The sequence below is a fragment of the Candidatus Woesearchaeota archaeon genome, assembly GCA_018675335.1.
GTDB lineage: Archaea > Nanobdellota > Nanobdellia > Woesearchaeales > UBA11576 > JABJCP01.
On record JABGYH010000002.1, the window covers coordinates 1 to 26916 of the forward strand.

The 26916-nt window shown below is 31.0% G+C and carries 25 protein-coding genes and 1 pseudogene; 12 read left to right on the forward strand and 14 right to left on the reverse strand.

All coding sequences use genetic code 11. The features are described from left to right. The 3 genes from HN587_01460 to HN587_01470 form a co-directional block, all read left to right on the forward strand. A partial coding sequence (locus HN587_01460; protein MBT7902500.1) for a hypothetical protein occupies window positions 1–229 on the forward strand: 229 nt, incomplete at its 5' end. 83 nt (window positions 230–312) lie between these two features. Further along, the gene (locus tag HN587_01465; GenBank protein ID MBT7902501.1) at window positions 313–858 is read left to right on the forward strand and encodes a hypothetical protein; all 546 of its coding nucleotides are present in this window, start codon (window positions 313–315) and stop codon (window positions 856–858) included. Then, on the forward strand, window positions 836–1498 hold the full coding sequence (locus tag HN587_01470; GenBank protein ID MBT7902502.1) for a hypothetical protein: 663 nt from the start codon (window positions 836–838) through the stop codon (window positions 1496–1498). Before HN587_01465 ends, HN587_01470 begins: the two co-directional genes overlap by 23 nt. A 43-nt stretch (window positions 1499–1541) precedes the next feature. On the opposite strand, the gene HN587_01475 is transcribed toward HN587_01470, so the two are convergent. The 6 genes from HN587_01475 to HN587_01500 form a co-directional block, all read right to left on the reverse strand. After that, on the reverse strand, window positions 1542–2123 hold the full coding sequence (locus tag HN587_01475; protein MBT7902503.1) for a hypothetical protein: 582 nt from the start codon (window positions 2121–2123) through the stop codon (window positions 1542–1544). A 194-nt stretch (window positions 2124–2317) separates the two neighbouring features. After that, window positions 2318–3097, reverse strand: coding sequence for a hypothetical protein (locus HN587_01480; protein MBT7902504.1), 780 nt, complete (start codon window positions 3095–3097; stop codon window positions 2318–2320). Between the two features lie 71 nt (window positions 3098–3168). Next, a complete protein-coding gene (locus HN587_01485; GenBank protein ID MBT7902505.1) occupies window positions 3169–4404 on the reverse strand; it encodes a hypothetical protein in 1236 nt (411 codons plus the stop codon). A gap of 14 nt (window positions 4405–4418) precedes the next feature. Continuing rightward, window positions 4419–7463 carry a methyltransferase domain-containing protein gene (locus HN587_01490; GenBank protein MBT7902506.1) on the reverse strand — a complete coding sequence of 1015 codons (3045 nt, stop codon included), beginning with the start codon at window positions 7461–7463 and terminating at the stop codon, window positions 4419–4421. A gap of 93 nt (window positions 7464–7556) precedes the next feature. Beyond that, on the reverse strand, window positions 7557–9383 hold the full coding sequence (locus tag HN587_01495) for a hypothetical protein (protein MBT7902507.1): 1827 nt from the start codon (window positions 9381–9383) through the stop codon (window positions 7557–7559). Next, the gene (locus tag HN587_01500) at window positions 9383–13342 is read right to left on the reverse strand and encodes a hypothetical protein (GenBank protein ID MBT7902508.1); all 3960 of its coding nucleotides are present in this window, start codon (window positions 13340–13342) and stop codon (window positions 9383–9385) included. Before HN587_01500 ends, HN587_01495 begins: the two co-directional genes overlap by 1 nt. Before the next feature lie 358 nt (window positions 13343–13700). Between HN587_01500 and HN587_01505 the strand changes: the two genes are divergently transcribed. After that, entirely contained in the window at window positions 13701–14468 is a 768-nt protein-coding gene (locus tag HN587_01505; GenBank protein ID MBT7902509.1) for a hypothetical protein, read from the forward strand. 60 nt (window positions 14469–14528) lie between these two features. Here HN587_01505 and HN587_01510 read toward each other — a convergent pair whose 3' ends face one another. Together HN587_01510 and HN587_01515 are read right to left on the reverse strand one after the other, a co-directional pair. Further along, on the reverse strand, window positions 14529–14702 hold the full coding sequence (locus HN587_01510; GenBank protein ID MBT7902510.1) for a hypothetical protein: 174 nt from the start codon (window positions 14700–14702) through the stop codon (window positions 14529–14531). Then, window positions 14699–15553: a hypothetical protein gene (locus HN587_01515; protein ID MBT7902511.1), complete on the reverse strand. Its 855-nt coding sequence runs from the start codon at window positions 15551–15553 to the stop codon at window positions 14699–14701. Before HN587_01515 ends, HN587_01510 begins: the two co-directional genes overlap by 4 nt. Window positions 15554–15729: 176 nt before the next feature. Here HN587_01515 and HN587_01520 point away from each other — a divergent pair, with 176 nt between their 5' ends. From HN587_01520 to HN587_01530, 3 genes are all read left to right on the forward strand, one after another. Beyond that, window positions 15730–16644, forward strand: coding sequence for a phosphate uptake regulator PhoU (locus HN587_01520; GenBank protein ID MBT7902512.1), 915 nt, complete (start codon window positions 15730–15732; stop codon window positions 16642–16644). Between the two features lie 94 nt (window positions 16645–16738). Beyond that, window positions 16739–17539: a hypothetical protein gene (locus HN587_01525; GenBank protein ID MBT7902513.1), complete on the forward strand. Its 801-nt coding sequence runs from the start codon at window positions 16739–16741 to the stop codon at window positions 17537–17539. 98 nt (window positions 17540–17637) lie between these two features. After that, complete coding sequence (locus HN587_01530; GenBank protein MBT7902514.1) at window positions 17638–18405, forward strand: hypothetical protein; 768 nt, start codon at window positions 17638–17640, stop codon at window positions 18403–18405. A 7-nt stretch (window positions 18406–18412) separates the two neighbouring features. Here the strand turns inward: HN587_01530 and HN587_01535 are convergent, their stop codons facing one another. Both HN587_01535 and HN587_01540 read right to left on the reverse strand, forming a co-directional pair. Beyond that, entirely contained in the window at window positions 18413–18943 is a 531-nt protein-coding gene (locus tag HN587_01535; protein MBT7902515.1) for a DedA family protein, read from the reverse strand. Between the two features lie 4 nt (window positions 18944–18947). Then, window positions 18948–19214: a hypothetical protein gene (locus tag HN587_01540; GenBank protein ID MBT7902516.1), complete on the reverse strand. Its 267-nt coding sequence runs from the start codon at window positions 19212–19214 to the stop codon at window positions 18948–18950. A gap of 146 nt (window positions 19215–19360) precedes the next feature. Between HN587_01540 and HN587_01545 the strand changes: the two genes are divergently transcribed. After that, window positions 19361–19879, forward strand: coding sequence for a hypothetical protein (locus HN587_01545; GenBank protein MBT7902517.1), 519 nt, complete (start codon window positions 19361–19363; stop codon window positions 19877–19879). Window positions 19880–19969: 90 nt separating this feature from the next. Here HN587_01545 and HN587_01550 read toward each other — a convergent pair whose 3' ends face one another. Both HN587_01550 and HN587_01555 read right to left on the reverse strand, forming a co-directional pair. Continuing rightward, complete coding sequence (locus tag HN587_01550) at window positions 19970–20665, reverse strand: hypothetical protein (GenBank protein ID MBT7902518.1); 696 nt, start codon at window positions 20663–20665, stop codon at window positions 19970–19972. Between the two features lie 122 nt (window positions 20666–20787). Next, complete coding sequence (locus HN587_01555; protein ID MBT7902519.1) at window positions 20788–21000, reverse strand: hypothetical protein; 213 nt, start codon at window positions 20998–21000, stop codon at window positions 20788–20790. 200 nt (window positions 21001–21200) lie between these two features. Here HN587_01555 and HN587_01560 point away from each other — a divergent pair. After that, a pseudogene (locus tag HN587_01560) lies at window positions 21201–21470 on the forward strand (hypothetical protein). Window positions 21471–21618: 148 nt separating this feature from the next. Beyond that, entirely contained in the window at window positions 21619–21807 is a 189-nt protein-coding gene (locus HN587_01565) for a hypothetical protein (protein ID MBT7902520.1), read from the forward strand. Between the two features lies 1 nt (window position 21808). On the opposite strand, the gene HN587_01570 is transcribed toward HN587_01565, so the two are convergent. Next, entirely contained in the window at window positions 21809–22261 is a 453-nt protein-coding gene (locus HN587_01570; GenBank protein MBT7902521.1) for a GNAT family N-acetyltransferase, read from the reverse strand. Window positions 22262–22453: 192 nt separating this feature from the next. On the opposite strand from HN587_01570, the gene HN587_01575 reads away from it, so the two are divergent. Beyond that, window positions 22454–25591 carry an isoleucine--tRNA ligase gene (locus HN587_01575; protein MBT7902522.1) on the forward strand — a complete coding sequence of 1046 codons (3138 nt, stop codon included), beginning with the start codon at window positions 22454–22456 and terminating at the stop codon, window positions 25589–25591. A gap of 31 nt (window positions 25592–25622) precedes the next feature. Here HN587_01575 and HN587_01580 read toward each other — a convergent pair whose 3' ends face one another. Next, entirely contained in the window at window positions 25623–26498 is an 876-nt protein-coding gene (locus tag HN587_01580) for a hypothetical protein (GenBank protein MBT7902523.1), read from the reverse strand. 139 nt (window positions 26499–26637) lie between these two features. Here HN587_01580 and HN587_01585 point away from each other — a divergent pair, with 139 nt between their 5' ends. Then, the gene (locus HN587_01585; protein ID MBT7902524.1) at window positions 26638–26838 is read left to right on the forward strand and encodes a cold-shock protein; all 201 of its coding nucleotides are present in this window, start codon (window positions 26638–26640) and stop codon (window positions 26836–26838) included. Window positions 26839–26916 lie beyond the last annotated feature (78 nt).

Sequence of the window (26916 nt, forward strand, 5' to 3'; positions counted from 1 at the left end):
AAATGGATTAGAATATTGTTTTTCTCCTGATTGTGAAATTATTGATTGGGGTAGTGATTATGCTGTTTTTGATGTTAATAGTTTTTCTAATTATAGTATTGACGGACAATTAGGTGGGCAAGGCGAAGGAGATCCTCCTGCGGCAGTTCCTGAATTTTCAGATTATGCAATTATGTTTTTGCTAGTTACTGTGATTGGTGGATTTGTTATGATTAGAAAAAGAGAGTAAATGGGGTAATTCACTCAAATATATTTTAAATATGCTCTTTTTAACAAAATCTTATATATTTCTTTTAATATTTTTATTATGTAATGGCTAATTTAAGAATTTTAATTGTTTTCTACTCTCGAACTGGAACTACGAGGTTAGTTGCACAAGATTTGAAAGAAAAACTAGCGAGTGCAGGACATTTTGTTCAATTAGAAGATTTAATTGATCTAAAAAACAGACATGGTGTGCTAGGCTGGCTTAATGCAGGTAGAGATGCATCAACAAAAAAACTTACTCAAATAAGTAAGCCCTCAATTAATCCTCACAAATTTAACTTAGTTATTTTAGGAACTCCTGTGTGGGCTGCAAAAATGGCTTGCGCATTAAGAACGTATATTGCAGATCATAGAAATTTTTTCAAAAAAGTTGCTTTCTTTGGAACTATGGGTGCAAATGATTCAGAAAAATTGTTTGATGATATGACTTCGGAATGTTATAAAAATTCTTTAGCGAATCTTTATTTATTAACAAAAGAAGTTATGAAAAAAGATAAAGATGAACAATTAAAAAACACATATGATTCAAAAATTAATTTGTTTGTTAAAACAATTAATAAAATTAAAAATGAAAAAAACAAAGAAAAATAATTCAATAAAAGCTAAATCTAAAAAAATTACTTCAAAAAAAACTAAGTCAACTAAAATTAAAACTAAGAATGGAGTGATTTTTAGTATTGCAAATCAAGATTCATATAATTATGTTTGTATCAAAAAAGATTGGAATTCTATTGGTAGATTACACAAATTTTTCACATTATATTTTCGAGGATCGCACGTAAGTAATTTTAACAATGTTTATTATAAAAACTGGAATGAGTGTGAGCAAGAAAATATTAAACTAATAAAAAATAAACTAAGTGATTTGGTCGACGGAAGAATGCATTTTTCTAAAAAAAGTAATTGTGTTGATATTGTTTTTGGAAAATCAAAAATGTTTGTAGTTGCAAAATTAAGTAAAAAAGAAACTAATAATTTTAGGAAATTTATTTTCGCAAATTTTAATTTTTGCGAATATTCTGATCCTGCAAAGAAAAAGTCAAAATCAAAAAAAAATAATAAGTCCAAAGCTAAAACAAGTAAGTCTAAGTCAAAAGTTAAAATAAGTAAGTCTAAACCAAAAGATAAATCAATTAAAATAAAAAATAAGTCAATTAAACCTAAACAGAACTCAATTAAATCTAAACCAAAATTAACTAAATCTAATAAAAAATTAAAAAGAAAAAAATAATCTAAATAATTTATTTAATACTTGTTCTGCTCAACTTATATTACTATTTTTTATATCTAAAAATATCTTCTGCCCGAGGCATGGTTACTTGATTCACATAAGTTTGATACGTTTTAAATAATCCTCTTGCCAGTCTTTGATTGGCGTCTGATTTTACGAGTTCATCTCCAGATCTTATTTCTTGATGGTATGTTCCGCATGAATCAACAGTTAAATCTCTAGATTTAAGCATAACTTTTTCAATTTGTCCATCACCACCAAAGGGTATTAATCCCTCTCCGAAGTCAGCAAAGCTTCCTTCATGGTCTAGAAGAACTGCTTCTAAGTGTCCATCTTTGTAAACTGCAAATTGATAATGTCCTTGGTTAGCATCAACTGTCATATGTACGTGCGGTGCAACGTTATGTATTCCACCAAATGCTGGATCGTCTGCATGACATGTTGCTTCTTCATGTAATTTTACAACGTCTGCTAAACTAGTGTAGGCATTAACTGGTTCTTTGTGTCCCCAAACTACTGTTCTTGGTGTGTAAGGTTTAAGTTGTACTTCTTGAGCTAATGCTTTGCTTGCGCCTATTACTGGTGCTGCTAAAATCGCTCCAAGTGCTCCCAGTCCTTTTGCCATAAATTCTCTTCTTGTGTTGGTCATGTTTATCACATAAGTCTTCAAATCAAGAATCAAATATGAAAGTAATTATTATGAACCTTATAGTGTATATATTTTTGGGATCATATTTAGAAAAATATTCAAATCGTATTTATCTAAAAAAAAATAAGAAAAATAAATAAAAATATAAAATATTTAAAAAATAAAATAATTTATAATTTCAAAGTGTATTGTTTACTGTATTTGTCTCCTTTACCTGGATTTTTTTCTACAACTTTTTCATCAATTGCTGCTAAATCAAAGTTGGCTCGTGAAATCCATAATCCGTTTTGATTAACAAAAGTTCCGCCAAATTGAGAATCAAGTCCTAAATATTGTACGATTTTTGTTGCAGTCAATAACTCTTTATTATCTGGGGCTGAGTTAGGTACTAATAATCCAGTCAAACTAACAACTCCTTGGTTAAGTCCCGGACCTTCAACAGATTTGCCTTCATGTGCAGTTATTGCAAGTACTGTTCCTCGAGATCCTTTGTACCAATAAATGTTTCCTGGTTCTTGAGTATATCCTTGTCTTTGATCTTCTGCTTTTTTCAATGCAGCGCCTTTTAATCCGTCCACATCTTTGTATACGATTTCTGGCCAGGATTTTGTTTGTGTAACCATCAAATAAATTAACTCATCTTTTCCTGCGTGTCTTACTAGCATTGAACCTACTAAATCTTTTGCAACTTCATCTGGATGTCTTGCAAAAAATGCTTGGTCAGGTTGAGTCCATGGACTTACTTCAGGGTCTGCTGTTGGTTGAACAACTGAATCAATTGAAGATCTGTCTAAAGATGCAGTTAACAATTGTCTTGCTAGGTTGGCATCTCTTCCAACATACGCTGCAGAAATTTCTTCAGCAACTGTTTTTGGAATTCCCAATAATCCTGTAAGTAATGTTGTTGTTGCTGCACGAGCAACGCCTTCTTTTAAGCTTGTTCCAGTCATTTTTCTATGTCCTCCTAAAATATAATTTCATTTTATATTCAGTTCTTTTCTCTTTTGTAAATTTAATTTTTTTATTTTCTTGCAACTCTCGTTACAGGTATTTGATTTCTCACACCATCTGTGTTGGGTAATTTATTGTAAACCCGATCAAAATAGGTGTATGTTGATTTTAATAAATCACGTAACGCAGGATTTTGCGCGTCAGTAATTTCAGTTTGTAATAATTCAAATACTTCTGCTCGATCATCAGGATTATCAAAATAAGGTTGCCATTTTTCTCGTTGATTTCGTCTTAGTCTTCTTTGAAGTAATAAATCTGCATCAATAACTATTCTTTTTTTTGCCTTTTCTAAAACTTTTTTTGCAAGGTTAGTTTTCCAATCATAAATAGTATCATCTGACGCTCTTTTAGTTTTACACCTGCCTAAATAAAATCGTATTCCTTTTACGAGACCACCTTCTCTGTCTGGTCCTTCAAACTTTTTACAAGTTCTCATGCGTTCTAATACTTCGCGATCTTTTGAGGTAAAAACTTCTTCACCAAACATTGCAGTAAGATAATCATAAGAAATAACGTCCATACTTTCAACTAATCCAATAACTCCATATTGTGCAATTTTTTGACAAAATCGAATTTTATCTTCTTCTGAAACTATTAAGTCTGTTTCTTCTTGAATTAATTTTACTCGTTCACTAAGAATAGGATCATCAACCATATCATAAAATGTATTTAACCAGTTTTCTCCATGTTCTTTTTCAAGTCTTAAATAAACTAAACAATAAGTTCCTTTATCTTTTGAACGAACGTTTCTAAATGAATCTGTATTGGCATCGTAATATTTTAAAAAATCAAGAACATTATACTTGGTATTAGTTCGGTGAGTTTCATATGCATCAATAAATTTTTGTGCAGCTTCAGTTGCAATATATTTTCCTGATTGAATATTGGTGACTTCACGAGTTAAGTCAGATCTAGTAGGCAACATATCAAGTATTGCCATATTTGTTATTGCTTCATTGGCTGCAGCATTAGCAATTAAATCTCGTTTTCTTCCAAATGAAAATCCTGTTCTAGGGGGAACATATTCTTCTTCAAATAATGTCTTAGCTAAATCAATTGCAGCGTCTAAAACTGGAAAATAATCGCCTTCAAAATCTGGATCATGATCTAGTCTTTTTTCATTTTTATTCCAACTAGCAGAAAAATGCATTAATGAATACTTTGGTTCATACTTAAATCTACTCCAATTATCTACAAAATCTTGTGCCATTTCCTGCACTAATTGTTCTAAGTCTGCTTTTTTCATTTTTTATATTATTTTTAGGTTTCTGCTAAAGTCGCCAAATACGCCAGTAATTCATCTTGTTTTCCTGAAGCAATTGCAGCACCTGCTAAGTCATCTAACGTTTCAACTGTGCCTGTTAATTGAATATCTCCTAAAGCATTTTTTTCTTCAGGACTCATTCCTGCTAAAAGATCTGCTAAACTCGTATGAGTATCGAGATTATAAAATTCAGTACAAACTTCACGACTAGGCTCCCCTGGAGTTACTTCTCCCCCACAAAGAGCGTCTGAATCTTGAGATGGTTTTGAATAATAAATATCTTCATTTAGAATAAATGCTTCACTAGAACACTTATCTAACTCTGTAATGTCTCTTTCTTTGTATGCAACTAAAACATAAGTTTTGAATTTTTTTCCGTCTACAACTTCTCCTGATTTGGCATCAACGGTTTTTGTTGCTTCATAAGTTCCACTTAATTCTTGATCTACAATAAAGCCTAAATCTGTCAGTCCTTGAATAAATGCGGGTTTATTATTGTCATTTAAAACGTTTGCAGGTAATGCGATCATAACAGTTCCAGTTACTTCTGTGATTCTATTTAATTCTCGAATGCATTGTTCTCGTTCACCATCTTCTAAATGTCCATAGTGAAATCCTAAAGAATACACTGATAGATCTATCGAGTTATCTTTAATTGGGGAAAGATCATGCGCAGTTCCTTGAACATATTTATTATTTGTAATTCCCAGTAGTTCACATTCTAGCTGTCCAAGTTTTAGTTGATATTCATTTATGTCTAAACAAGTAACTGAATAATCTTCTTCTAAATCTTCTGCTGTTTCTTGGATATCTCGTCCGAGAGTTCTAGAAATTACTGCAGGACCACAAGCAATATCTGCAATATTTTTAAATTTCTTTTTTTGTCGTGATCTAATTATTTTAATTAATTGTTCTTGCACTCGTGCACATTGAGCTGAATAACTAGTTTCCCAATCTTCGTTATAGTTTGTAGCATATATTAGTGCATTTTCATTTTCGTTTAAATATTTCTGAACAAAATTAACTCCTTTTCCAAGCATGTGTCCGCTCATTAAATTTACGATTTGTGCGTGAGAATGATCTAATCTTGCTTTTATTTCTGGTTCGTTTTCAGGAAGTCTATTTCTCATTAATGATGCTTTTTCTTCTTGAGTAACTGGATGTGCGCTTTCTGATTTTATAATTCCTCTAGCTTTCCTGGCAATTGTTGCAGTTATTCCTTCTTCTACTGATCCCACAACTAACATATCATATCCTGTGACTCTTGGTTTAGTTTGTCCTGGTCGAGCAGTTCTTCCAAAACCTTGTTCTTCCCAGCCTGGACGATATTCTCTTTGCAATCTTAAAACATTATTTGCTTTTACAAGTGATCTACCCTCTCTTAATTTTCCATAACTGGTTAGTGCAATAAATTTATCAGGATTAGTTTGAAATTCGAGTATTTGAATATCTCTTTCAGTCAATGCCAGGTCTGCGTCAGTATCAAAATAATTAGCACCCTCAATTACAATTCCTTTTGTAACTTCACCATCAATTTTAGTAGTTCTAGCAGCTCCTAAAAACTCAACTAATGGATCGTGGATGCATTCGGTGTGTGATGTAAAAACGAGTGTTGCGTCACCATTTCTAATTCTTTCTTCAAGAAGTTCTTTTGCACGGGCATATTTGGTGCTTGGAGTATCTTTCTCTCTTTGAATTAATTGATAAACTTCAGGTCGTTCTTCATAAAAACTTTCGAGTTTTTTTCTTATTTTTTTTGCATTTTTAAACACTGCCTTTTCTGAAGTATCAATTTTTCTTAAGTCCATTAAAGCATATCTTAATATGAGTAATTTTTCGTTTGGTTCAAATTCTTTATGGCTTGCAAGCGCAGTATAAATCATTAATTCTTCTAGTCTTAATGAACATCTAACTTCAACATGATCTTCGACTTCTAAATCTGGGCACACATCTTTAATTTGTAGTCGAGGTTTTTTCTCCCAAATATCATATAATCTATTAACAATTGTTGGATCATTATTTACTGCACTCATAAATTTTTGAACACCTGTTCTTTCACCATCATCTCCGAATGTAACTGGATCAAGTAAAGTCATGGCATAAGCTATGTCTAAAAAACTATTAGGAGTTTTTGTTCCTGAGAGTAGCATTAAATAGTCTGCATTTATTGCCAAACTTTTAATTGCTTGAGATCTTAATGCAGCAGGATTTTTAGAATTATGAAATTCATCCATCACCATATAATATGGTTTGTCATTTGCGGCAAATATTTCGTGAAGTGATTCAAATATTCGTTCAGCATTTTGTGATTTTATTTCAGTTTGTGCAATTTTATGCAAGGCATAATTTAATGATTTCGAATTTTCAAGAATTATGTCAACTTCTTCAGATTCACCTTGTTCTTCAAGTTTAAGAATTGCATCTTCCAAAGACAGTCCTTCTTGTTTTAATTCAGCAACTCTTGATTTAACTGCGCGTTTTACTGTTGGATCACTAAGATTTCCTCCAACTTGTCGAAAGATCATATCATAGCTTACTAATACAAAGTCAGTATCATCCTGTGCAGCATCTTCTAATTTTGAAACTCGATCTTCACTTGATATTCGAACTATTTTAGGCGTGCCATCTGTGTATTGTTTAATCTTTTTTTCCCAAGATGGAATAATATATCCTGGACACACAACTAATGTTTTAAGTTTCTCTCCATCAAGAATGTGTTGTTCAATATCATATTTGACAACAATTGCGGGAAGTGTTTTACGCCCACCTGGACAATCTCCATTAATCATCCGTTGCATTTCCATAAATTGAGCACGAGTACTATATTGATCTTCAGTAACATCTGCTAGTGCATCTTGAAAATAATCTTTACCGATTCTACTATAAACTGAATCAAGACCTCCAAAGTCTTTTTGAATAACTGCTAGAATTTGTTGCCAGTACGGAATTGTTTCTAATAATTTTTTTGAAGGAAAAAAACCTACTTCGTTCAGAATAAGTTTAATTCTTTTCTCAAGTTCAGTCCAATTTTCAATTTCCATCTCTCACGTTCAGTCCAAAATTTCAAAATTATTATGTTGTTAAAAATTATTATTTCCTGAAAAAATATGTTAAATGATACTTTGAAACAGTATTTAAGGATTAGTTTGCCTATACTTACTCGCATTCATATTCAAATAAAATCTTAGAATTTCGGTTTGATCATTATTTGATTTCAAAACTTTTCTTTCATCTAAAGGTCTATCTGAATCTAATAAATGGCTAAAACATAACTGTTTTTGTTCATGAGTCATTCTTGATTGAATATTTTTTGCTAGAGTATAAACATCTGAGTGCTTAGCTAATTTAACAGTTTTAAATTTATCAGAATGATCATGCATTATAGAATCAACAGCATCTTCAATATCATCATATTTTAACAGAACATGTTTTGGCAGCGTCCTATATCGTTCACATTTAGATGCTCCAATTGGTTGGAGTCCATTTCTTTTTCTTAATAAGTCAGATCCAAATAATCCGTGCATGATATACCCAACTCTGCTAGGATCATAATAATGATCTTCCGCTTCAGGACCTAAAGATTCTTCTCGAGATTTTATCATTAATTTTATTAGAACTTGATCTTCAAGAGATTCATTAGCCCATAAAATATCTTGAACATGAGTTTTATCATATAGTTGTAACGGATCTCTTTCTTCAAGTGCAGGCAATAATGATTCTCGTACCCATGCATCATGAAGTGCAGATTCTCTATTTCTCGCAGCGCAAGCCCATCCAGTAACAATTGTAGAAAAATCAACTTTTTTATTATTAGCCAAGAAATCAGGATCAGTTTCTTTGATTTTTAAAGTTAGACGATCAAGGTGAAGTCTTGAATAATCTCGCAACATAATTAAATAAAAATCAATTGCATGTTCTTCTCCTCGTGATTCCCTATAAAGTTCAACAGATTTAATAACTGCTGGAGCATCATTTACTGAGTGAAACTTATCGTATCTAAAATCTTTTACAAAGTCAGCATCATAATAATCCATTTGTTCTCTTCGTCTTTTATGGACTGTTTTTGCAAGTCGTACTAAAAAATCTTGTATTGAAGGGTATAGTGCAAAATTAACTCCATCAACTTCACTAAGGATGGATATCATTCCTGCTAGATCTTTATTGCCCTCTACAAGTCGATTAATTCCTCGCTCACTAGTTATTCTGTGACAATTTACTTTTTCACTTTCTGCAGCTTCAGAAAAACATCTAAGATGTATTGCTGCCATATATTTTTGTAAAACATTAAATAATGCTGCACTATAGTATACTTTACCTTTTCTTCGTTTAGGTTTTGTTTTTTCTGGTTCTAAAGGTTGAGTTCCCTGAGTTGGTGAAATTGGTTGAGCATCTTCTCCAAGTATTCCTTCTAAGTTTTCGCTAATTCCTTCAAGAGGTTGATCTCCATTTGCTTCAGGACTTGCGCCTTGATCATAATCATCGTCAAGACCATTAGATTCAGATCCTGGTGTTTCAGAATCAGTTCCAATTGGATTTACTGCATCTTGCTTTTTGTTTTTCACAAGTTTTGTTCCAACAAGTCTTGCAAATGAACTATCAATTAATGATAAGAGTGCACTTTGAGGAATTCTATCTTCTTCAGCATCCATCAAATATTTATCTCCATTATGAAGTCCAATAACTCGTATTCCTTTAGCACTATCATAAATTTCAACAACTCTCCAAGCATTTTCAGGGATTGCTATATATTCTAAATCTCCTAATTCTTGAGTTGGAGCTCCTGCAGCTTCTTTTTGATCTCTAACTTTTTTTAGAACTTCTTCGAATTCTATTGGCGTATAAGTGTCTTTTAATTCTCCTGCTTGTGCAAGTGCGTTACGTACATTAATTATTGTAATAATATCTTTGTCTTGAGCTAATTCTGCAAGAGATAATTCTTTAGTTGATGCTTTCGGAGACATTAGCAATTACCTCCGACAGTTTGAGAAATTGCAACATAAGTTGATTTACCAAGTTTACCTGAAACATCATGTTTTTTAGTAAGTCCTTGAGATTCCAAGTCTTCTAATGCTTTGTTAGTTGAACTTAAAGTTGCATTTGGAAAATATTTTCCACTTTCATTCAGGATCGCTCTCATAGATAAAGGGGTGTCTGTTTCTGCAACTAACGTATAAACAAAGTTCACAAATAATTCTTGTTTGGAATTATATGTTTCCGCAACTTCAATTCCTATATTGCTTGCTCTAGTAATTACTAAATCAGTTAACTCTTGTTGCGTTCCACGAATAAAATAAGTTCCAATAGGTATTGGTGTTGTCCCATCAGTAACTACTCGTTTATCTCCAGTAACATATGTTAACCCAGAGTTAGATTTAATAGCTTGAATGTATCCCACATTTGCTAAATGATTTCTGGTTGACTTCAATAATTTATGAAGTGAGTCGCCATCTGTATCTGGAAATAGTTCAACTACTTTTTCTCGAACTTGTGCTGAAGATACAGGTTTTTCTAAATTTTTTGCAATTTCAACTTCGAAGATAAGTTTCATAACATCTCGATCTTTTAATTTAAATCGAGTATTATATATTGAAGGATCAATACAAACTCTAACTTCTGCAGCTTCTTCACAAACTTGATTAATAACTTCTCTCATAGATTTTCCTGAATTTAAGTATTCCGAATCTATGTTAACTCCATCTTGTTCAAATAGAGCACACACGTCTTCGCCACTCATAATTCTTGGAACATAGAAATCTTCAGATTGAGTTTCAAATGCCAATCTTTCTAAAGTTGCAATTCTTTGAGGATGTCTATATTCTGAACGTTTTGGAATTGGAGTTTGTTTTTCGATTATTCCTTGTTCTGCTAATTGAACATAAGCTCTTGTTAAAATACTGTATAATTCTCGGTCTTCTAACCCTGGGAAAAATTCTTCAATTTGTGCGTCTGATGCTCGTCTCATTTGAGAAACAAGTCCGTTTGTTGCAACAAAAACTTCTGCTGCAAGATAAATTAATACATTTGATTTTGCAGAGTCTGTTGTTAAAGGATAATTTGAAACATTGGGAGTAATTCCTAACTCGGTTGCAAGTTCAAATAAGTCTGTAGCAATATCGCTTACTTGCCTATGATTAGAACCTTTTGCAGGACTATCTAAATCAACACCTAAGTGTGAAATTCCTTCAAGTAAAGAATCTAAAGTCAGTTCAATTAATTGTTCTGGTGCAACATCAGTAAAAGTTGGTTCTGCTCCAGTTATTTCAGGGAGAGTTGATGCTGCTCGAGTTGGTTCTTCTAAAGTCGAAACAACGGAGGTATTAGGCGCAACATAATTTCCAGTTCGTATCGCATATAGTCTCATACTCTCTTGTTTAAAATCAAGAACTTCCAGGGTAAATCCTAATGCCGCCAATTTTGAATCTAAATATGTTTCTCTTAATCTTGAAATTACTCTTTCATGAATTTCACCCATTTGTTCTTCAGATACATTATCTTTTGGAAAATTATATGATATTTTTATCAAACCATCTGTACTGGTTAATTGATAATTATTTTTTAAATCTCCCCCTGTAGCATCCATAAATTCAGAAAGAAATTCTGGATTGAGCACACATTGTGCTAAATTTGCAACAAAAGGTGATGTTGATAATGTATCATCAAACGGTAGAGTGAATGTGATTGAATAATCAGATTCAAAATCTTCTTGACGAATCATGCAAATATTTTTTACTCCTCTGTAAGTTCGATCTCTTATTGTTTCCATTACTGCACGTGCTTCGCCAATTTCAGATTCTGCAGTAGTTAGTATTTGTTCTAATTGAGTATAAACTGGAAGTTTTGCTTGATGATTATCTCTTGCATCAACAAAAGCTTGAATTTTTGCTCTTTCATCAGAAATATTATAACTATCAAGCATACTTATAATTCCTTTTCGAGCCACGTCTCCTCGAACTATTTTAAGTGTTCCTTGAAGTTCTAACTCATCTTGAATTCTTGTTTGTGCTTGATCATGAGCATCTTTTAATTCTGCATATTCGATTGTTTCTTCGAATGGTTTTTTTGCATAGTCGATTGCTAACCTAATATCTTTTAAGTCTCGACTAACAATTTCGTGTTGGGTTAAGAATGGAATCAATCTTTCTTCAATAGTTTGTTCACATAACTTGGCATAATTTCTTATTTCTTCTCTTGTAGCACCAATTAGTGAATCATATTCTTTAGCTGCGGCAATTACTGAAGGCACATTTGCAATTAAATATAATTCAAATAATTGTTCTGGAGAATCTAATTTGCTTAAGTCAACTCCGAGTTCCTGTGATTCTAATTCTTCATTTCGTACTTTAACTTGTGAAAGTGATTCTTCTAATTCGCCAACTCTTTGTTCAAGTACTGTTGAAGTTTGAACAATTTGTTCATATTGTCCTCTTAACTCATCTTGTTGAGAGGTTAGTTCATCGCATTGTGTTGTAAGTGTTTCGTGTGCTGCATGTAATCTATCATAATCTTCTGTTTTAAAATTCGCTTCATCATGTTGAGCTTGTAAAGTATCATACTCTGATCTTAATTGTGTTAGTGATTCTTCTTGAGCATGTATGTTTGATTGCAAACTAGAAATTTCTCGTTCTCTTCCTGTAAGTATTGAATCTAAATCTGTTGCTCTTGCAGTTGCAGTTTTTAATTCGCGTTTTGCAATTTCTAAATCTTTTTTGAGTTTTTTATAATCTCCATTATGTTGGACTGATTGTTTTTGTTTTTTTCCTGCAGGAGGTTTTGATGCTCGAACTTTTAAATCTGTGAGGTCTTCTAATAATTTCCATCCATTCCTGTGTGAGCCATTCTGATCAATAAAATAATGATCGCTTAATGAGTCTGGACGTGCAAGTGAAGTTAATCCCGGTATTGAATCTATTACTTGGGGCCTTACAAAAACAACATCAACATTTTGCTGTCCAAATCCAAATGGTTGCAGTCCTTCATCCTTGCAAGCTTGAAGATATGTTTGAATTCTTTCTTCTACTTCCTCTCCTGAACTTGTTAATATGCCATATAATTGGTCCATTAATTTATCTGCAGGTTTTTGCTGAGAAAGCGCAGTATTTTCTTCAGTTAATCTTGCAACAGCACCTCGAGTTTCTTCAAGTGATTCTGTTATTTGAGTTAAGTCTCTAGTTGCTTCATCAAATCTTCTTTGAAGATCTGCTTGTGCTTCTTGAGCAGTTCCACTTCGATAGGATGATAATTCAATTTCCATTTCGCGAAGTTCTAAATCTTTAGCTGTAATAGTTTCAATATGAGCAGTTAATTCTTGAGATCTTGCAGCTAATTCATCTTGTAGTGTTTCAATTCTTTCTGAAAGATCGCCTGCTTGTGAATCGTATGCTTGATTTACATCAATTAATTCTTGATTTGCTGCAGCTAATTCTTCATTTGCTGTCGCTAATTCTTCTCCTTGTTTTAATGCATGTTCATAATCTGTTAAAAAATCATCAAATTCTGTGAGTTCATTTGCTAAATCATTTCTTTCATCAAGTACTTTTTCGTGCGCGGCAGTTACTGTTCTTAATTCGGATTCAAGCCTTACTGCTCGAGCTTCCAATGTTTCTCCGCGTTTTCGACCAACTATTTTTGTTGGTTTTTTTACTTTTGGTTTTGGAGCCTCTTCTAAATACATATCCCATTTAGCTTGTTGCATTTTAGCATGGCCTAAATCTGCAAGAACTTCTGCTTCTGAACGTTGTGTATAAATAACAAAATCTTTACTTGATAAATCTAATTTTACTCTACCTTCAACACTTTGTCCACCCCAAAAAGTTCTTAATCTAGATTTTAATGCAATTAATTCTCCTTGTTCGGGAGCACCGTTAAATCTAACATAGAATGCATTAGTATCTTCTTCTTGCTGTTTTTTGTTCCTAGACAATTTATTTCCTCGCGTAAATATTTCTAGCTTGTAAGCTACTTATCAATAATTTTCTCATCTCAACACACTTCTTTTTAAAGGACTAATTATCCTTTAAATACTCTTATTTTTTTCATAAGAGTGTATAATCTATATTCCCCTATAAATCTTAGGTATAAGATTATTATATACTCATATTTAAACCTTGCTATATTAACCACTCCAGAGTAATATAAATGTTTACTTTCATTTATAAATGCAAAGGAAAGCTTAAAAAGCACCAAAACTGGCATTTTAAAGGCTTTCCGAAAGATTAATAAATCTGCCCAACTCAAAAAAACCATAGGTGACTTAATAAAATTAAAGAGGTTTGAGTAAAATGGATAATCAAGAAAGTTCACAAAATGTTGGCGAGCAGGTTGTTGACAAAATGGTTTCTGAGATTGTTGAAAAGAATAAAGAATTCATACAATCTTCTAATGTACGGGCACAAAATACTGAAAAATTTGGTAAGTTGGTGCCAACACTAATTGAGAAAGGTATTGATAGTATTGATTTATCTATGTTTGATGATGCTACTAGAATGGCTCTTTTGAATGAAGTTGGCGATGCATGTTTGAAAAAGGGCAAGATGGCCGAAGCAATTAAAGCATTTATGTTCATTAACAACACAGATAAATTAAGTAAAATTGGCAAAAATTATGAAACTGTGGGATTATTTACGAATGCAATTGATGTTTATGCACTAGCACAAGATAATGATGCATTAAATCGTCTTGGAGATTATTGTTTAAGGGATGCAAAATTTGCAGATGCAATTAAAGCATTCAAAGCAGCAAAGAATTTTAATCAGTTAAAACTTGTTGGCGATGAATGTATGAAAAGAGAAAAATGGGATAGCGCTCTTGAAATATTCAAAACTGTTGGAGATAATCAAAAACTAATAGAACTAGGAGATAAATGTTTCAAACATCCATTTTTTAATTATGCGTCCAAAGCATACGAATTAGCAGGAGATACAGATAGACTTTCTAAGCTTGGCGATGAATGTATCCGTCAAGGATTAGTACAAACTGCATATGAAGTATACAAACTTGCAGGCAATCAAATCATGATGGAATTTATCAAATCCAACTTTGCACAATAAAATAATTAATTTTTTTTATTTTTTTAAAATATTTTTTTTATTTGAATTCATTTATTTTAGTTAGTCATATTTCATTTTTACTCTAACATATTGCGCTAACAAAGGTTGAATTATTGATAATTCTTGAAAACTAACTTGATCTAATAATTTAACAACATCACCTAAATTGAGGGGATTATTTTGAATAGGTCTGCTTTTTAATGTGGGCTTAATTTGATAATCTGTCATTTTCATTTTTCACCATAACAACTCATGATGGCAGCCATTAATTGTTCTGGCCTAACGCCATCTACAACAGAAACATTTGCTAAATATTCTTGAACTCGTGCATAAACTAATTCTGAATTTGGACTTATGTGTGTGATAAATTCTTGAGGTGCAATTCCAATTAGTCTATTAGTGTAAGTAGTTAGTGACTTTGTTGCATCAAAAAGTGATTTATTTCCGAATGAAGTGTATGTGATTGCGCGTCCAACTGGTCTTTTTCTTTTGCCTGAACTACACCTATCATCTAAAGAAAGTTTTATGCTGTGCAATTTATTGAATCTAGTGGGGCGTATTTTAGTTATAATTTCTAAAAATTTATTGATATCAGAATCTGCGTTAGAATCTTCTTCGCAATTTCTTGCCAGATATGAGAAAATTGAATGTGTGTGATAATAATTAGGTGGCATCGCACATATTTTTGTTTGGTGTTCCGACAATTCTAATCCTGTTGTTTTGTCCCAATCTGTTTCTTTTAATAAAACTGCACCTTTAACAAATTCACTTCTTTCATTTAATTCTTTTAAAAATTCTGCATCAGGCACTACTTTTGATCTCCCATCAGGGTGATATATTACTCCATCTCCTAAAGTTATTCTTGCGTCTAACCAATTATCTAAAATTTTTGAGTCTTCTATTGGTGTTTGAAATAATTCATTAAATCTTTGAATTAAGTCGAGAAAATTCATAACTTTTCTCCCTTCAGAAATTAAGTGTGGCATTTGTTCAGATGGTCGGCCATAAAATTGTTCATATTTTAAAACTGATTCTTCTGGTAATTCTAGTAGTGATAAGTCTCTTGCTTTTTTTCTTTGTTTCATTTTTTTCTCCAATTGTAAATCCAACACTTTATAGTGGTCACCAGCTATCTCATAAATTGGCCTTATAGAAAGAATAGAATTGGGGGAATATGTGTTGTAACCATTGTATATCTTCATAAATTAAGTTATATAACAAAATAGAAAGATTTAAATATAACTATCTTTTTACCACGGAGATGGAGCGAAAACTAGTAAAACAAGGTCGTAATGCATTAACTGTAACTCTTCCAGCTAATTGGATCAAAGAAAAAAATCTAAAGCCAGGTAATCAAGTACATATTACCAAAACTGGATCTGATTTAGTGATTAAGTCGGATAATGTACCTGAGAAAAAAGAAATAACAATAAACATTACGTTAAAAGATTGGAGATACTTACAATATATCCTCAATAATCAATATAGAATAGGTTATGATAAAATTACATTAAAAGGTGAATTCAATCCTAGTGATTTATACAAAGCATTAAGATTATTAACTGGATTTGACATCTCAGAACAAGAAACACGCTTAGTAGTAATTGAAAACGTTACTGAGCCAATCGTAAATGATCCAGCTAAACCTCTAAAACAATTATTTTTTATAATTAAACAAGATTTAGAATACGTTATTTCTTCATTAAAATCAAAACAAAAAATTGATTTTGAAAGAATTAGTTTGAACGCTGAACGTATTAACAAAACACACAATTTAATTTTAAGAGTTTTATCAAAAACAAATCCTAAACGTCAGAGTTTGATGTGGGATTTAGCAAACATGGTTTCTCGTTTTTACCGTCAAGTATATTATTTAGCAAAAGCGTTGAATACGAAAAGACCGGTTGATATCTCACCCAAAGTTATTGAATTTATTGAAACAGTATATGAAGTTTTTACTGATTTATATTTTGGAATATTTAAAAAATCTTTAAAATATTTAGAAAAGATTCACACAAAATATGAATATTATGAAACAAAAAGACACGAAATTTATTTGAATAAAGACTTATTTTCAATAATAGTTTTAAACTATTTTGGTTTGATGTTTCAATATTGTTTGAGATCAACTGGATCTGCAACTGGAATTATAACTTCAGAAACTTGTGAAAAATAAATCATATTTTTTTTATATTAATTTCTTTTTTTCATATTTATGTTTAAATTTTTATATAGTTAATTTTAAAAATAGATAGTGAGTTATGGGGAGCATGGCTGATTTGATACAATTAACACCTGAAGAATTTTTAGTAGTTAGACACAGTGTTCTTAATGGTAATAGTTATGATGTAGAAAAATTAGTTGAAGACACATTAAACTTAGCGCCTCATCTTAATGGTAGAACTCCAATTCCTTGTTTTGAGGGGGATCTTATTCAAGTTAAAGAAACCGGCGAAGTAGTTTTAACGCATCAAAATTTTAAACAACTTACTCAAAAAAAATTTCAAGAACTCAGAGAAAAAGGAATTGCAGCATCACTCGATGAAGTTTTGGATAGAATAGATGCATTTAGACAAGTTAATCTTGATCAAAGATTAGTTTTATGCTTTGAACCAAAATTTATCACAACCTCAGATACTATTTTAGATACAGTATATAGACTTGATGAACGAAAATTTCATGATGTTTATTTTGATAGTTTTTTTAATGGTCAATTGGGATTCGTAAGTGAAGCAAATAAGTTAAATAGAACAAATTATGGCCGAAGTTTACATTTAATTGGGAATGTGGGTAGATTCGGAATTGCTTGCACGGGAGACTCTAATGGATATGAAACTGCAACCATTCCGATAACTATGAGTTTTGGGGATTTTGGTCAACCAGTAATTTATGGTGCAGTTGGTTCAACAAAAATTTTACAAAGGATTGCAAAGGATCCTCAAACTCTTGGAGCGTATGTTCGATTAAAAGAGGGTGCAGGAGTAAGTGGAGCACTAAAAAAACTTTGGAACTCAGTAACTAACACAGAACAATTAAGAAAAACAACTATTTCTCTTTATGGTCCAGCATAATATATATATTGAATTCTTTTATTTAATATAATTTTTATCTATTTACAATAACATTTTTATATCATCGTTGTTTAATTCTTTTAAAAGATGGTGATTAAATGGTTAAACTAATTTGTTACAACGTGGAGTATTGTAAGGGTAATGAAGGTTTGTGGTACCAATATCTCCAATTTTGGAAAGTTTTTAGGCGACCAAAAAAATTAGATCAAAAAATTCTTGAAAAATTAAAACCTATTGATCCAGACATAGTTGCTTTAATAGAGGTAGATACTGGTTCTTTTCGAGCACACAAAGATGATGTAGTTTTTTTTGAAAAAGGATTGCACATGAAAAGTTTTGTCGAAAAAATGCAATATCCATTTATTAGTTGGATTAAATTGTTTTCATATATTCCTTTAATGAATCAACACAGCAATGGTGCAATTTCTAAATATCAATTTGAAGATGTAAAATATCACGAACTTAGTTCAGGAGTAAAACGAATTGTTGTTGAAGCGACAGTGCGTTGTCCTAAACCAATAACCTTGCTTATCGCACATTTATCATTAGGTAAAGGTTCTAGAACTAAACAAATAAAAGATCTCATTAAAATTATCAATAAGTGCAAACATCCAGTTATTTTAATGGGTGATTTGAATACAGTTCATGGAACTGGAGAAATGGAATCATTATTACAAAAAACTCATCTTAATGATAAATTTAAAATAAATCCATTTTCATTAAGAAAAACATTTCCTACTTGGAGTCCAAATAGAAGACTTGATTATATTTTAACATCTCAAAAAATAAAAGTCAAAGATTACAGAGTTCTTGATTTTCATTTTTCAGATCATAGACCGTTATTTATAGAATTTGATGTGAAATAATTTATTTCTAAATTAAAAAACCAATATAGCCCATAAAAAAAAATCTTGGTATTCTAGTTAAAATGCTAGTTATAACAAAAACGGGAAATTTCATTTTATAAATTCCTGCAACCCAACAAACTGAACTGTAAGGTATTGGTGAAAAAGCACCTACAATGATTGCCCATATCCCATGTTTGTTTATAATTGTTTTTCCTTTTTCTAAATGGTCTTTACCAAACCATTTTTTAAATTTTCTTTTCCCAATTTGTTTTCCTATTTGATATCCAATTATTCCTCCGATGCAACTTGCAATACCCCCAACTAATGAAGCTGCAATTAAATTATGGCCACTTAACGTTGCACCTAACACAAAAATATCAGGAGAAATTGGTTGAATAAATGAATCCATTATTATTACTAGAAAAAAAACTGCGATTAATCCATATGTTTGAATTAAATTATTGGATACTAATTTAAATTCTGAGTAAAAAAAAACTGCAGTAACAAAAACACAAAGAATTGCAATTCCCAAAAACGTCATTTCTGTTTTATTCATTGTTTTATACGTCGTCTGCTTCGCAAATTTTTCCACCAATGCATAATTTAATTGGTTTTTTTAAAAAATGTAACCTAATAAAATTATGAAGTCCCATCCAAGCAGGAAGCTTATCATATTTCCCTTTTTGCCAAGTTTCATTCCAATAACATTGGCCATCATGTAACATATCTCTAGTTTCCCTTTTGTGATGTTCACAATGAGGACAAATATGTTTTAAATGAAATTTTGCATTTGATTTTTTGATCATATGAATTATTTTATTAACCATGAAATCACCTTTTTTCTATTTAAAAACAGATCTGATATTTTAACTTTTTGTATTTAAATTATTTTAAGTTTCATATCATTTTAATTTTAATATATGACTATTCGAGAATGATTAATTTAATAAACTTTAATTTTCTCAATTTAGCTATGATAGAATTATGGGGTTTAAAAACACTGGCAATATTTGATGTGTGGACAATAGAGCACATTTTAAGCGGTATTTCTATAGGTACATTAGTCAAAAATCATAATAATAAACACATAAATCGCATTCTTAAATTCTTTCATATCAATTTAAATTCAAAGAAAAAAAAAGAAGTTGATGAACAAAGTTTTGTTTATAAAATAAAAGAGTTTTGGAAAAATGAACATAATAGTATTTTTAGATTGGATTTAATTGGAGTTCTTTTTTTAGCATATATTTGGGAATCATTAGAACATTATTTAGAAACTGGTTTGGCAGGAGGAGTAGTTGAATATTGGTTTCAAGGTGTTGAAGCTTGGCCCAATAGATTAATTTCAGATCCTTTAATGTTAGTTCTTGGTTATTTAATTGCAAAGAGATTACCTAAATTTGTTGTGTGGGCTCGATTAGCTTCATTACTTTGGTTAATAATACATGTTTTTGTTTATCCACATAGCATGTATTTGCATTATTTATTCTAGAAATATTTTTTTATTTTTTGTGGTTAATTAAATTAACAAATAATTTTCTTTTCATCATTTGTAATTCGATTAATTTAATTTCCACCTAATTCAACTCAAATACATTTCTCTGCCGCAAGAAAGTATGTAATCAAGACAATCAAATCCTATATCTTCTTTTGCTTGATATTCAAAAAAACCAACTATTTCTGGAGAACAAATTTGAATTGCGCGAGTAATGTCATTTTTTGTTATGTTACCGCCCATTCCTTGAGTAAATTTTAATCCTGGCCAATTATATTCTGCTAAAAATCCATCACAATCAACATCAATTGCATAACACTTAGGTAAATTATTATCTTCTCGAAGCATTTTAAGTAGTGAATCATCATTATGATCCATTAAATCCAACACCTGATCTTCAGAAATTAATCCTAGTTGTATGGCAATTTGCACATAAGATCCTCTACAAAGAAAATCTATTGGCCAGCGATCTTTATGTGCATCACTTCTAAGAATGGTTTGGTGAGGAGGTCCAGATTCATAAATTGGATAAGCCCAACTATGATCTCCCCCAATAACTAGCAGCGGATCTCCTGTTTTTTTTAGTTCAAGTAATATTTGTGCAAAAGGAGTTATTTGATTTAAATGAGAATAATGTTGCCCAGGGGTTGCATAATTAGTTGACGTGAGTTGAGCTGGGCAAGGTAAATTAGTTCTAATATGTTCAATTGCAGTTTCATCTACTTCAAAAGTAACTATTTGTAAGGTCTTTCGTTTAAGGTATTTGGCTATGTCAGAAAACATGAGAAATTACTTTTCAATAACTCCCATTTAAGTGTTGTTATTGCATTTATTAAGTGTAATTGTGGGTTTAACAATTGAATAAAACAAGCCATAAAATAAAGAAAAAAAATAATGAAAATAATTTAATCAAAAAACATTTTTTTAAGTACTGGAATCATTAATGCGATTGTTATAATCAAGTACCAATACCACGAAAAACTTAAAACTAAATTTCTAAATCCTGACCATGCAGTTATCAAAAATAGTGTTGAAAATAGTACTGATAATTTTACTAAAGAAATATCGTACCATTTTAATTTTTTAATTTGTTTATTTGCCCAGTTAAATAGGTTCATCTTATCACCTCGAATTAATTAAATATTTGGATGTTGCGGGTCATAAACTGCAATTAGCTATTTAGTTTTATTGTTTTTTTTCAGCTTAACTCAATATTTTTCGGTTATTTCCAATGAACGTATTTTAAGCCATTCTAACTTAGTAATAATCAATGTTTTCAAAAAATTTATATATTATTAGTCATATCAATTGATATAACATGAAAAAACGAGAATCAAAACTAAGATTTCCTCAATTAGACACTATTTTAATGGTAGAAAAATTTATTCAAGAACGTGATGGGGAATTTAAAAAAAGAAAACTTTGGGAATCATTACCTAAGCGCATGATGTATCAAACTTTTTGCACAATATTTGATTATTTGGCATATTCTGGAAAAATTTCAATTGATTCTGAAGGAAAAATAGGGTGGATTTACAATTCAAAACTTGCTCAAGAATATTTTAATAGGTTTGATTTAGGAATAAAAAATGAAGTTGAAATCCAAAATTCGATTTGCCAACAAAAAGGTAAAAAAAGAGTTTTATCAGCTTCAGAACGGAACTCATGAAGATCAAGAATTATTTTTTCAAATCAATAAAACTCTGGTTGTTTTAGAAACTAATGTTTTTTCAGGCGTGCAGATTCCAAAAAAATTAATTCCTGAAATTTACATTAAAAAATATGAAATAACTAATGTGTGGAAATATAATTTACCTTGCGGGTGGAGATTAATTTATTCAATAGTTAAAGATGAAATAATTGTTAGTGGTTTAGTTATAGAATGGTTTGATCCTAAAAGTTATGAACGCAGATTCAAATATTAATTCAGTTTATTGATCTACGCATCAAATAATCTGGTCGATTTGGCGAATAAAGTTCGTCTCTTTTTACTATGTGAAATCCTTGATGTATAAAAAATTCCACTCCTTCAAAATTATCTATTGAAACATCTAATTGCATAGGTGCATCTTCTGTTTCTACTTGAACTTGTCGCATCAAAAACCTACCTAACGATCTATTTTGATAATGCGGATCAATTCTAAAATTTTTTATTTCAACCGTTCCATCTGGTAAAAATTGATAAACAGAATCACCAATAACCACTCCTTCCGAAATTGCAATTATTGGTTTATATCTTCCAGATTCCATGCGAGCTTGACATTTGCCAAATAACCAATCTTCATAATGATCGTAATACTGCGGTTGTTTTCTCATAAAATCTAGAAGTAGGGCTAAATCTGTTTCATCTTGGACTGTGGTGATTGTTAATGGGAACATGCTTATTAGCTAATTAACTGGGTTTTAAAAAAGTTGGGATTGATTTAAAACGAAGAATTAAGGTAATTAATACACGCAATATTTTTATATAATATATCTAATCAAATTATTAAATTTAGATGAATTTATAAATTAATTGAGATCTATTGAGTATTTATTTATAAATAACATATTAAGAGGAATGATCATAAAATGGCTAAACCTATTGGAAGTTACGAGTACAAAGAAGTAGAAGAAGAAGTTCTAACATTTTGGGAAGATAATAAAATTTATCCTAAATTAAAACAAAAAGGTGTTGGAAAAAATCCATTTTTCTTTATTCAAGGTCCTCCTTATACTTCTGGACGGCTTCATATGGGTCATGCTTGGAATAATTCTCTAAAAGATATGGTTCTTAGGTTTAAACGTATGCGTGGACTGGATGTGTTTGATCGTGCCGCATATGACATGCATGGTCTTCCCACTGCAAGAAAAGTTATGGCTGAATTAAAACTTGATTGTAAAGAAGATATTGAATCGTATGGTGTTGAAAAATTTATTACTCGTTGTATTGAGTTTTCTAAAGAAAGCGTTGAGTTTATGAATAAAGATCTTAAACGAATGGGTATTTGGATGGATTTTGAAAATGCGTGTCTTCCTATTGATAATAGTTATATTGAAGGTGAGTGGTTTTTAATCAAAAAAGCTCATGAAAAAAATCGTTTGTATGAAGGATTAAGAACTCTATGTTGGTGTGCTTCTTGTCAAACTGCAATGGCAAAGCATGAATGCAATTACAAAGAAGTTACAGAGCCATCTATTTTTGTTAAATTTCCAGTTAAAGGAAAAGATAATGAATATTTTGTAATTTGGACAACAACTCCTTGGACTATTAGTTTTAACTTAGCAATTATGGTTAATCCGGAACTAGATTATGTTAAAGCAAAAGTTAAAGATGAAGTTTGGATTATAGCAAAAGGTTTAGCAGCTCCAATTGTTCAAACATTTACTGATCAAAAATTAGAAATTATTGAAGAGTTTAAAGGTAAAACTTTAGAGGGTGCTGAATATAATCATCCTTGGACAAAGCACATTAGTAAATTTAAAGAGTTAAAAGAAAAACATCCAAAAGTTCACACAATTTTATTGTCTGAAGAGTATGTTAACTTAAGTGCAGGTTCAGGTCTTGTTCATTGCGCACCAGGTTGTGGTCCTGAAGATTATGAAGTAGGCCATAAAAATAATATTCCTGCATTCAATAGTCTTCAAGAAGATGGTATTTTCCCTAATTCGATGGGCATTTTTGCAGGTTGGAAAGCAAAAACTGATGATTTAAAGTTTGTCGAGGAAATGGAACAAGAAGGAATTCTTATAGCAACTACTGATGTAGAACATGATTATGCTCATTGCGAAAGATGTCATAATCCAGTTATTTTTAGAACAACAAAACAGTGGTTCTTTAAAGTTGAAGATTTAAAGGAAAAAATGAAAGCATCTAATCAAGATACTCATTGGGTTCCTGAAGCAGGAAAGCGAGCATTTCATTCTTGGCTTGATAATCTTCGTGATAATTCTATTACTAAACAAAGGTTTTGGGGAACGCCCGTTCCTATTTGGAAATGTGCTGATTGTGGGGACTATGATGTAATTGGTAGTGCGAAAGAATTAGAAGAAAAAGCAGGACGAGTTCCAGATAATTTACACAAACCTTGGATTGATGAGATTGAAATTAAATGTGGTTGTGGTTCTTATAAGAAACGACTTCCAGATATTCTTGATGTATGGATTGATGCTGGTACTTTGTCTTGGAATATTTTGGATTATCCTAAAAATAAAGAACTTTTTGAAAAACTATATCCTGCTGATTTTATTTTAGAAGCAAAAGAACAAGTTCGTGGTTGGTTTAACTTATTACATGTCGCGTCTTATCTTGCTTTTGATAAGCCTGCATTCAAATCTGTTTACATGCACGGAATGCTTACTGATGTTTCAGGAGTTAAGATGAGTAAATCTCTTGGTAATGTTATTTCCCCTTATGAATTAATTGATAAGTATGGTACTGACTCTATGCGCACATATCTTTGTGAAACTACTGCTGGTGAAGATATTAGTTTTAGTTGGGATGAAGCAAAACTGAGATATAGAAACTTAAGAGTTTTATGGAATGTTCATAAGTACTTAATTGATTTAGCAAGATTAAATAATTTCAAACCCGAAGGACTTGATAAAATCAAGAAATGTGAAGAGGAGAAATATATTATTTCAAGAACAAATTCTACTATTAAGAAAGTTACTGAAATGTATGATAAATATCAACTTGATCAATTAATTCCTCACATCACTAATTTATTTTTAGATTTGAGTAGAACTTACATTAAACTAACTAGAGATAAGAGTGGTGGGTCAAAGGCTGAAAGAAAAGCAGTTTTTGAATCTGGATTTTATTGTTTGTTTGAAACTATTAAATTATTTTCAACCGTATCTCCATTTATTACTGAGAAGATTTATCAGAATTTACGAGAAGAATTTAATTTAAAAGAAGAAAGCATTACTTTCCTAGATTGGCCTAAATTTGATGAAAAATTAATCAATGAACAATTAGAAACTAATTTTGATGTTATGAATTACGTAACTCAATCCATTTTGAACACTCGTGAAAAAGCAAGTTTAGGTGTGAGATGGCCAATTAAAGAAGTTATTTTAACTACTAAAAGTGAAGATGTAAAAAAAGCAATTGAAGTTGTGGGAAGCATTATTAAAAATCAAACTAATGTTAAAGAATTAATTGTTAAAGAAGAATTTGAAGAAGTAAAAATTGCAGTCAAAGCAGATTATTCTAAACTCGGTCCTGATTTTGGAGATAAAAGTCCATCAATTATTGCACAACTTGCAATGCAAAGTCCTGAAAGTATCATGGATAAAATTGAGAAAGATGGAAAGTTTGTAGTAAAAGTAAACTCAGAAAGTTTTGATATTAAAAAAGAACATTTAATGGTTATGAGAGAAGTTCCAAGTAATTTCATTGAAGCTGATTTTAGAGGGGGATTTGTTTATACTAATACTACTAGAACTGATGAACTTGATTCAGAAGGTTTTGCAAGAGAATTAATGCGGCGCATTCAATCGTTAAGAAAAGATGCAGGTTTGCAAAAAGCAGATGATATTACTTTGTTCATTCAAGTTAGTTCCGTTATGAAAACTGGACTTGAACCTTGGAATACTCAAATTAAAGATAAAGTTGGCGCAACAAAAATGACTTTAACTGATAACGAGCCTGCATCAGATCATGAACATAAACAAGAATTCAAGGTTAAAGATAAAACTTTCAAAGTTTTCTTTGATAAAGTTTGATTAAATATTTTTTTAATTATTTATATTTCAATTAGGCAAGTTGTAATATTTGTGAATCTTTTGGCATAAATTGTTTCATATATTTTGCAGCTTCAACTGCACCCCAAATTTCTATATCGATTTTTTTAAAATAAACTTCAGGATTTTGGCCAAGCATAGATAATGCAAAAAACATCCCAGGCAAAACTGTACCTAAATCTTTTACATAAAAATCTGTAGGATTTTGTCCATGAAATTCAGTTAAAATATCTCCTTCCACATTACCATTTGATCTCATAAAGTCTAATGCGGCCCAAGCTAAATGATTTCCATGCAATATATGTTGCATTTGGGGGCTCGATAAATCCTCAAAACAAGCATCTAAAAATCGTAATACATCTCTTTCAGAATAATTAACTCTTCCATCAGTGCCTGCCAAATAACTACTTATAGATTTTGGAACTGAAAGTGCAGCTAATTGATTACTCCATTTAGTAAATTCTGGAAGTTGGTTAAATGGTTTAAAATTTCCATTAAAAACTTTATCTCGATCGCGAGCTTTCTCAGGAATTCCTAATCTTCTTTTTTCCCCATCAGATAAATCTGAAACCAACACATAATCTTCATCACCTTTAAAAGTATACATAAATGTGTCCAAATCAGTTTTTGTTACATTAGTCGAAGAAGAATCAGCAAGCATTGGTTCAATTTCTTGACCCATTAAAGTTATTAATTCAAGCGTTTTATTTGGAGGAATAACTCCCCTAAATGCAAATTCAGCAGGTTTATCCAATTTTAATTCTTCACCAGAATACCAAATTTCATGATTTGCTGCTGCAGCTATATTTATGTGCCTCATTAAATGCTCATATAATAATCTTCCAGTAGCAGGCGCACTACTTGGACTAGTAACTGGATATGATCTCATAAGTGTAATTAATTGAATCTTTTTTTTAAATCTTACGATTTTGTATTTTTATTTGCATTTAACTTCTTCAAAACCGCTTAATTTAAAAAGAGAAGCGCATTATAATATGGTATTAATCCAATTTTGGAGGAATTTTAAAATGAAAGGAACAGTTAAGTTCTACGATAACACAAAACATTTTGGCTTTATCGCAGCTGAAGATGGAAAAGAGTACTTTGTACACGATTCTGGTCTAGCTGAAGGTGTTTCCATCAAAGATAACGATGCAGTTATGTTCGATGTGGAGCAAGGAGATAGAGGCCCTAAAGCTGTTAATGTGTCATTAGATACTGAAGAATAAAAAAGCAAAAAAGTAAATTTTCAATACTATGTTAATTGTCACCAATTTCTCATTTTCATTGATCATAAATTTACAAAC

Bases quoted from the DNA above. Each gene is read 5' to 3' on its own strand.
- HN587_01465 (MBT7902501.1), top strand. From the start codon at position 313: ATGGCTAATTTAAGAATTTTAATTGTTTTCTACTCTCGAACTGGAACT.
- HN587_01470 (MBT7902502.1), top strand. From the start codon at position 836: ATGAAAAAAACAAAGAAAAATAATTCAATAAAAGCTAAATCTAAAAAA.
- HN587_01475 (MBT7902503.1), bottom strand. From the start codon at position 2,123: ATGGCAAAAGGACTGGGAGCACTTGGAGCGATTTTAGCAGCACCAGTA.
- HN587_01480 (MBT7902504.1), bottom strand. From the start codon at position 3,097: ATGACTGGAACAAGCTTAAAAGAAGGCGTTGCTCGTGCAGCAACAACA.
- HN587_01485 (MBT7902505.1), bottom strand. From the start codon at position 4,404: ATGAAAAAAGCAGACTTAGAACAATTAGTGCAGGAAATGGCACAAGAT.
- HN587_01490 (MBT7902506.1), bottom strand. From the start codon at position 7,463: ATGGAAATTGAAAATTGGACTGAACTTGAGAAAAGAATTAAACTTATT.
- HN587_01495 (MBT7902507.1), bottom strand. From the start codon at position 9,383: ATGTCTCCGAAAGCATCAACTAAAGAATTATCTCTTGCAGAATTAGCT.
- HN587_01505 (MBT7902509.1), top strand. From the start codon at position 13,701: ATGGATAATCAAGAAAGTTCACAAAATGTTGGCGAGCAGGTTGTTGAC.
- HN587_01510 (MBT7902510.1), bottom strand. From the start codon at position 14,702: ATGAAAATGACAGATTATCAAATTAAGCCCACATTAAAAAGCAGACCT.
- HN587_01515 (MBT7902511.1), bottom strand. From the start codon at position 15,553: ATGAAACAAAGAAAAAAAGCAAGAGACTTATCACTACTAGAATTACCA.
- HN587_01520 (MBT7902512.1), top strand. From the start codon at position 15,730: ATGGAGCGAAAACTAGTAAAACAAGGTCGTAATGCATTAACTGTAACT.
- HN587_01525 (MBT7902513.1), top strand. From the start codon at position 16,739: ATGGCTGATTTGATACAATTAACACCTGAAGAATTTTTAGTAGTTAGA.
- HN587_01530 (MBT7902514.1), top strand. From the start codon at position 17,638: ATGGTTAAACTAATTTGTTACAACGTGGAGTATTGTAAGGGTAATGAA.
- HN587_01535 (MBT7902515.1), bottom strand. From the start codon at position 18,943: ATGAATAAAACAGAAATGACGTTTTTGGGAATTGCAATTCTTTGTGTT.
- HN587_01540 (MBT7902516.1), bottom strand. From the start codon at position 19,214: ATGGTTAATAAAATAATTCATATGATCAAAAAATCAAATGCAAAATTT.
- HN587_01545 (MBT7902517.1), top strand. From the start codon at position 19,361: ATGATAGAATTATGGGGTTTAAAAACACTGGCAATATTTGATGTGTGG.
- HN587_01550 (MBT7902518.1), bottom strand. From the start codon at position 20,665: ATGTTTTCTGACATAGCCAAATACCTTAAACGAAAGACCTTACAAATA.
- HN587_01555 (MBT7902519.1), bottom strand. From the start codon at position 21,000: ATGAACCTATTTAACTGGGCAAATAAACAAATTAAAAAATTAAAATGG.
- HN587_01570 (MBT7902521.1), bottom strand. From the start codon at position 22,261: ATGTTCCCATTAACAATCACCACAGTCCAAGATGAAACAGATTTAGCC.
- HN587_01575 (MBT7902522.1), top strand. From the start codon at position 22,454: ATGGCTAAACCTATTGGAAGTTACGAGTACAAAGAAGTAGAAGAAGAA.
- HN587_01580 (MBT7902523.1), bottom strand. From the start codon at position 26,498: ATGAGATCATATCCAGTTACTAGTCCAAGTAGTGCGCCTGCTACTGGA.
- HN587_01585 (MBT7902524.1), top strand. From the start codon at position 26,638: ATGAAAGGAACAGTTAAGTTCTACGATAACACAAAACATTTTGGCTTT.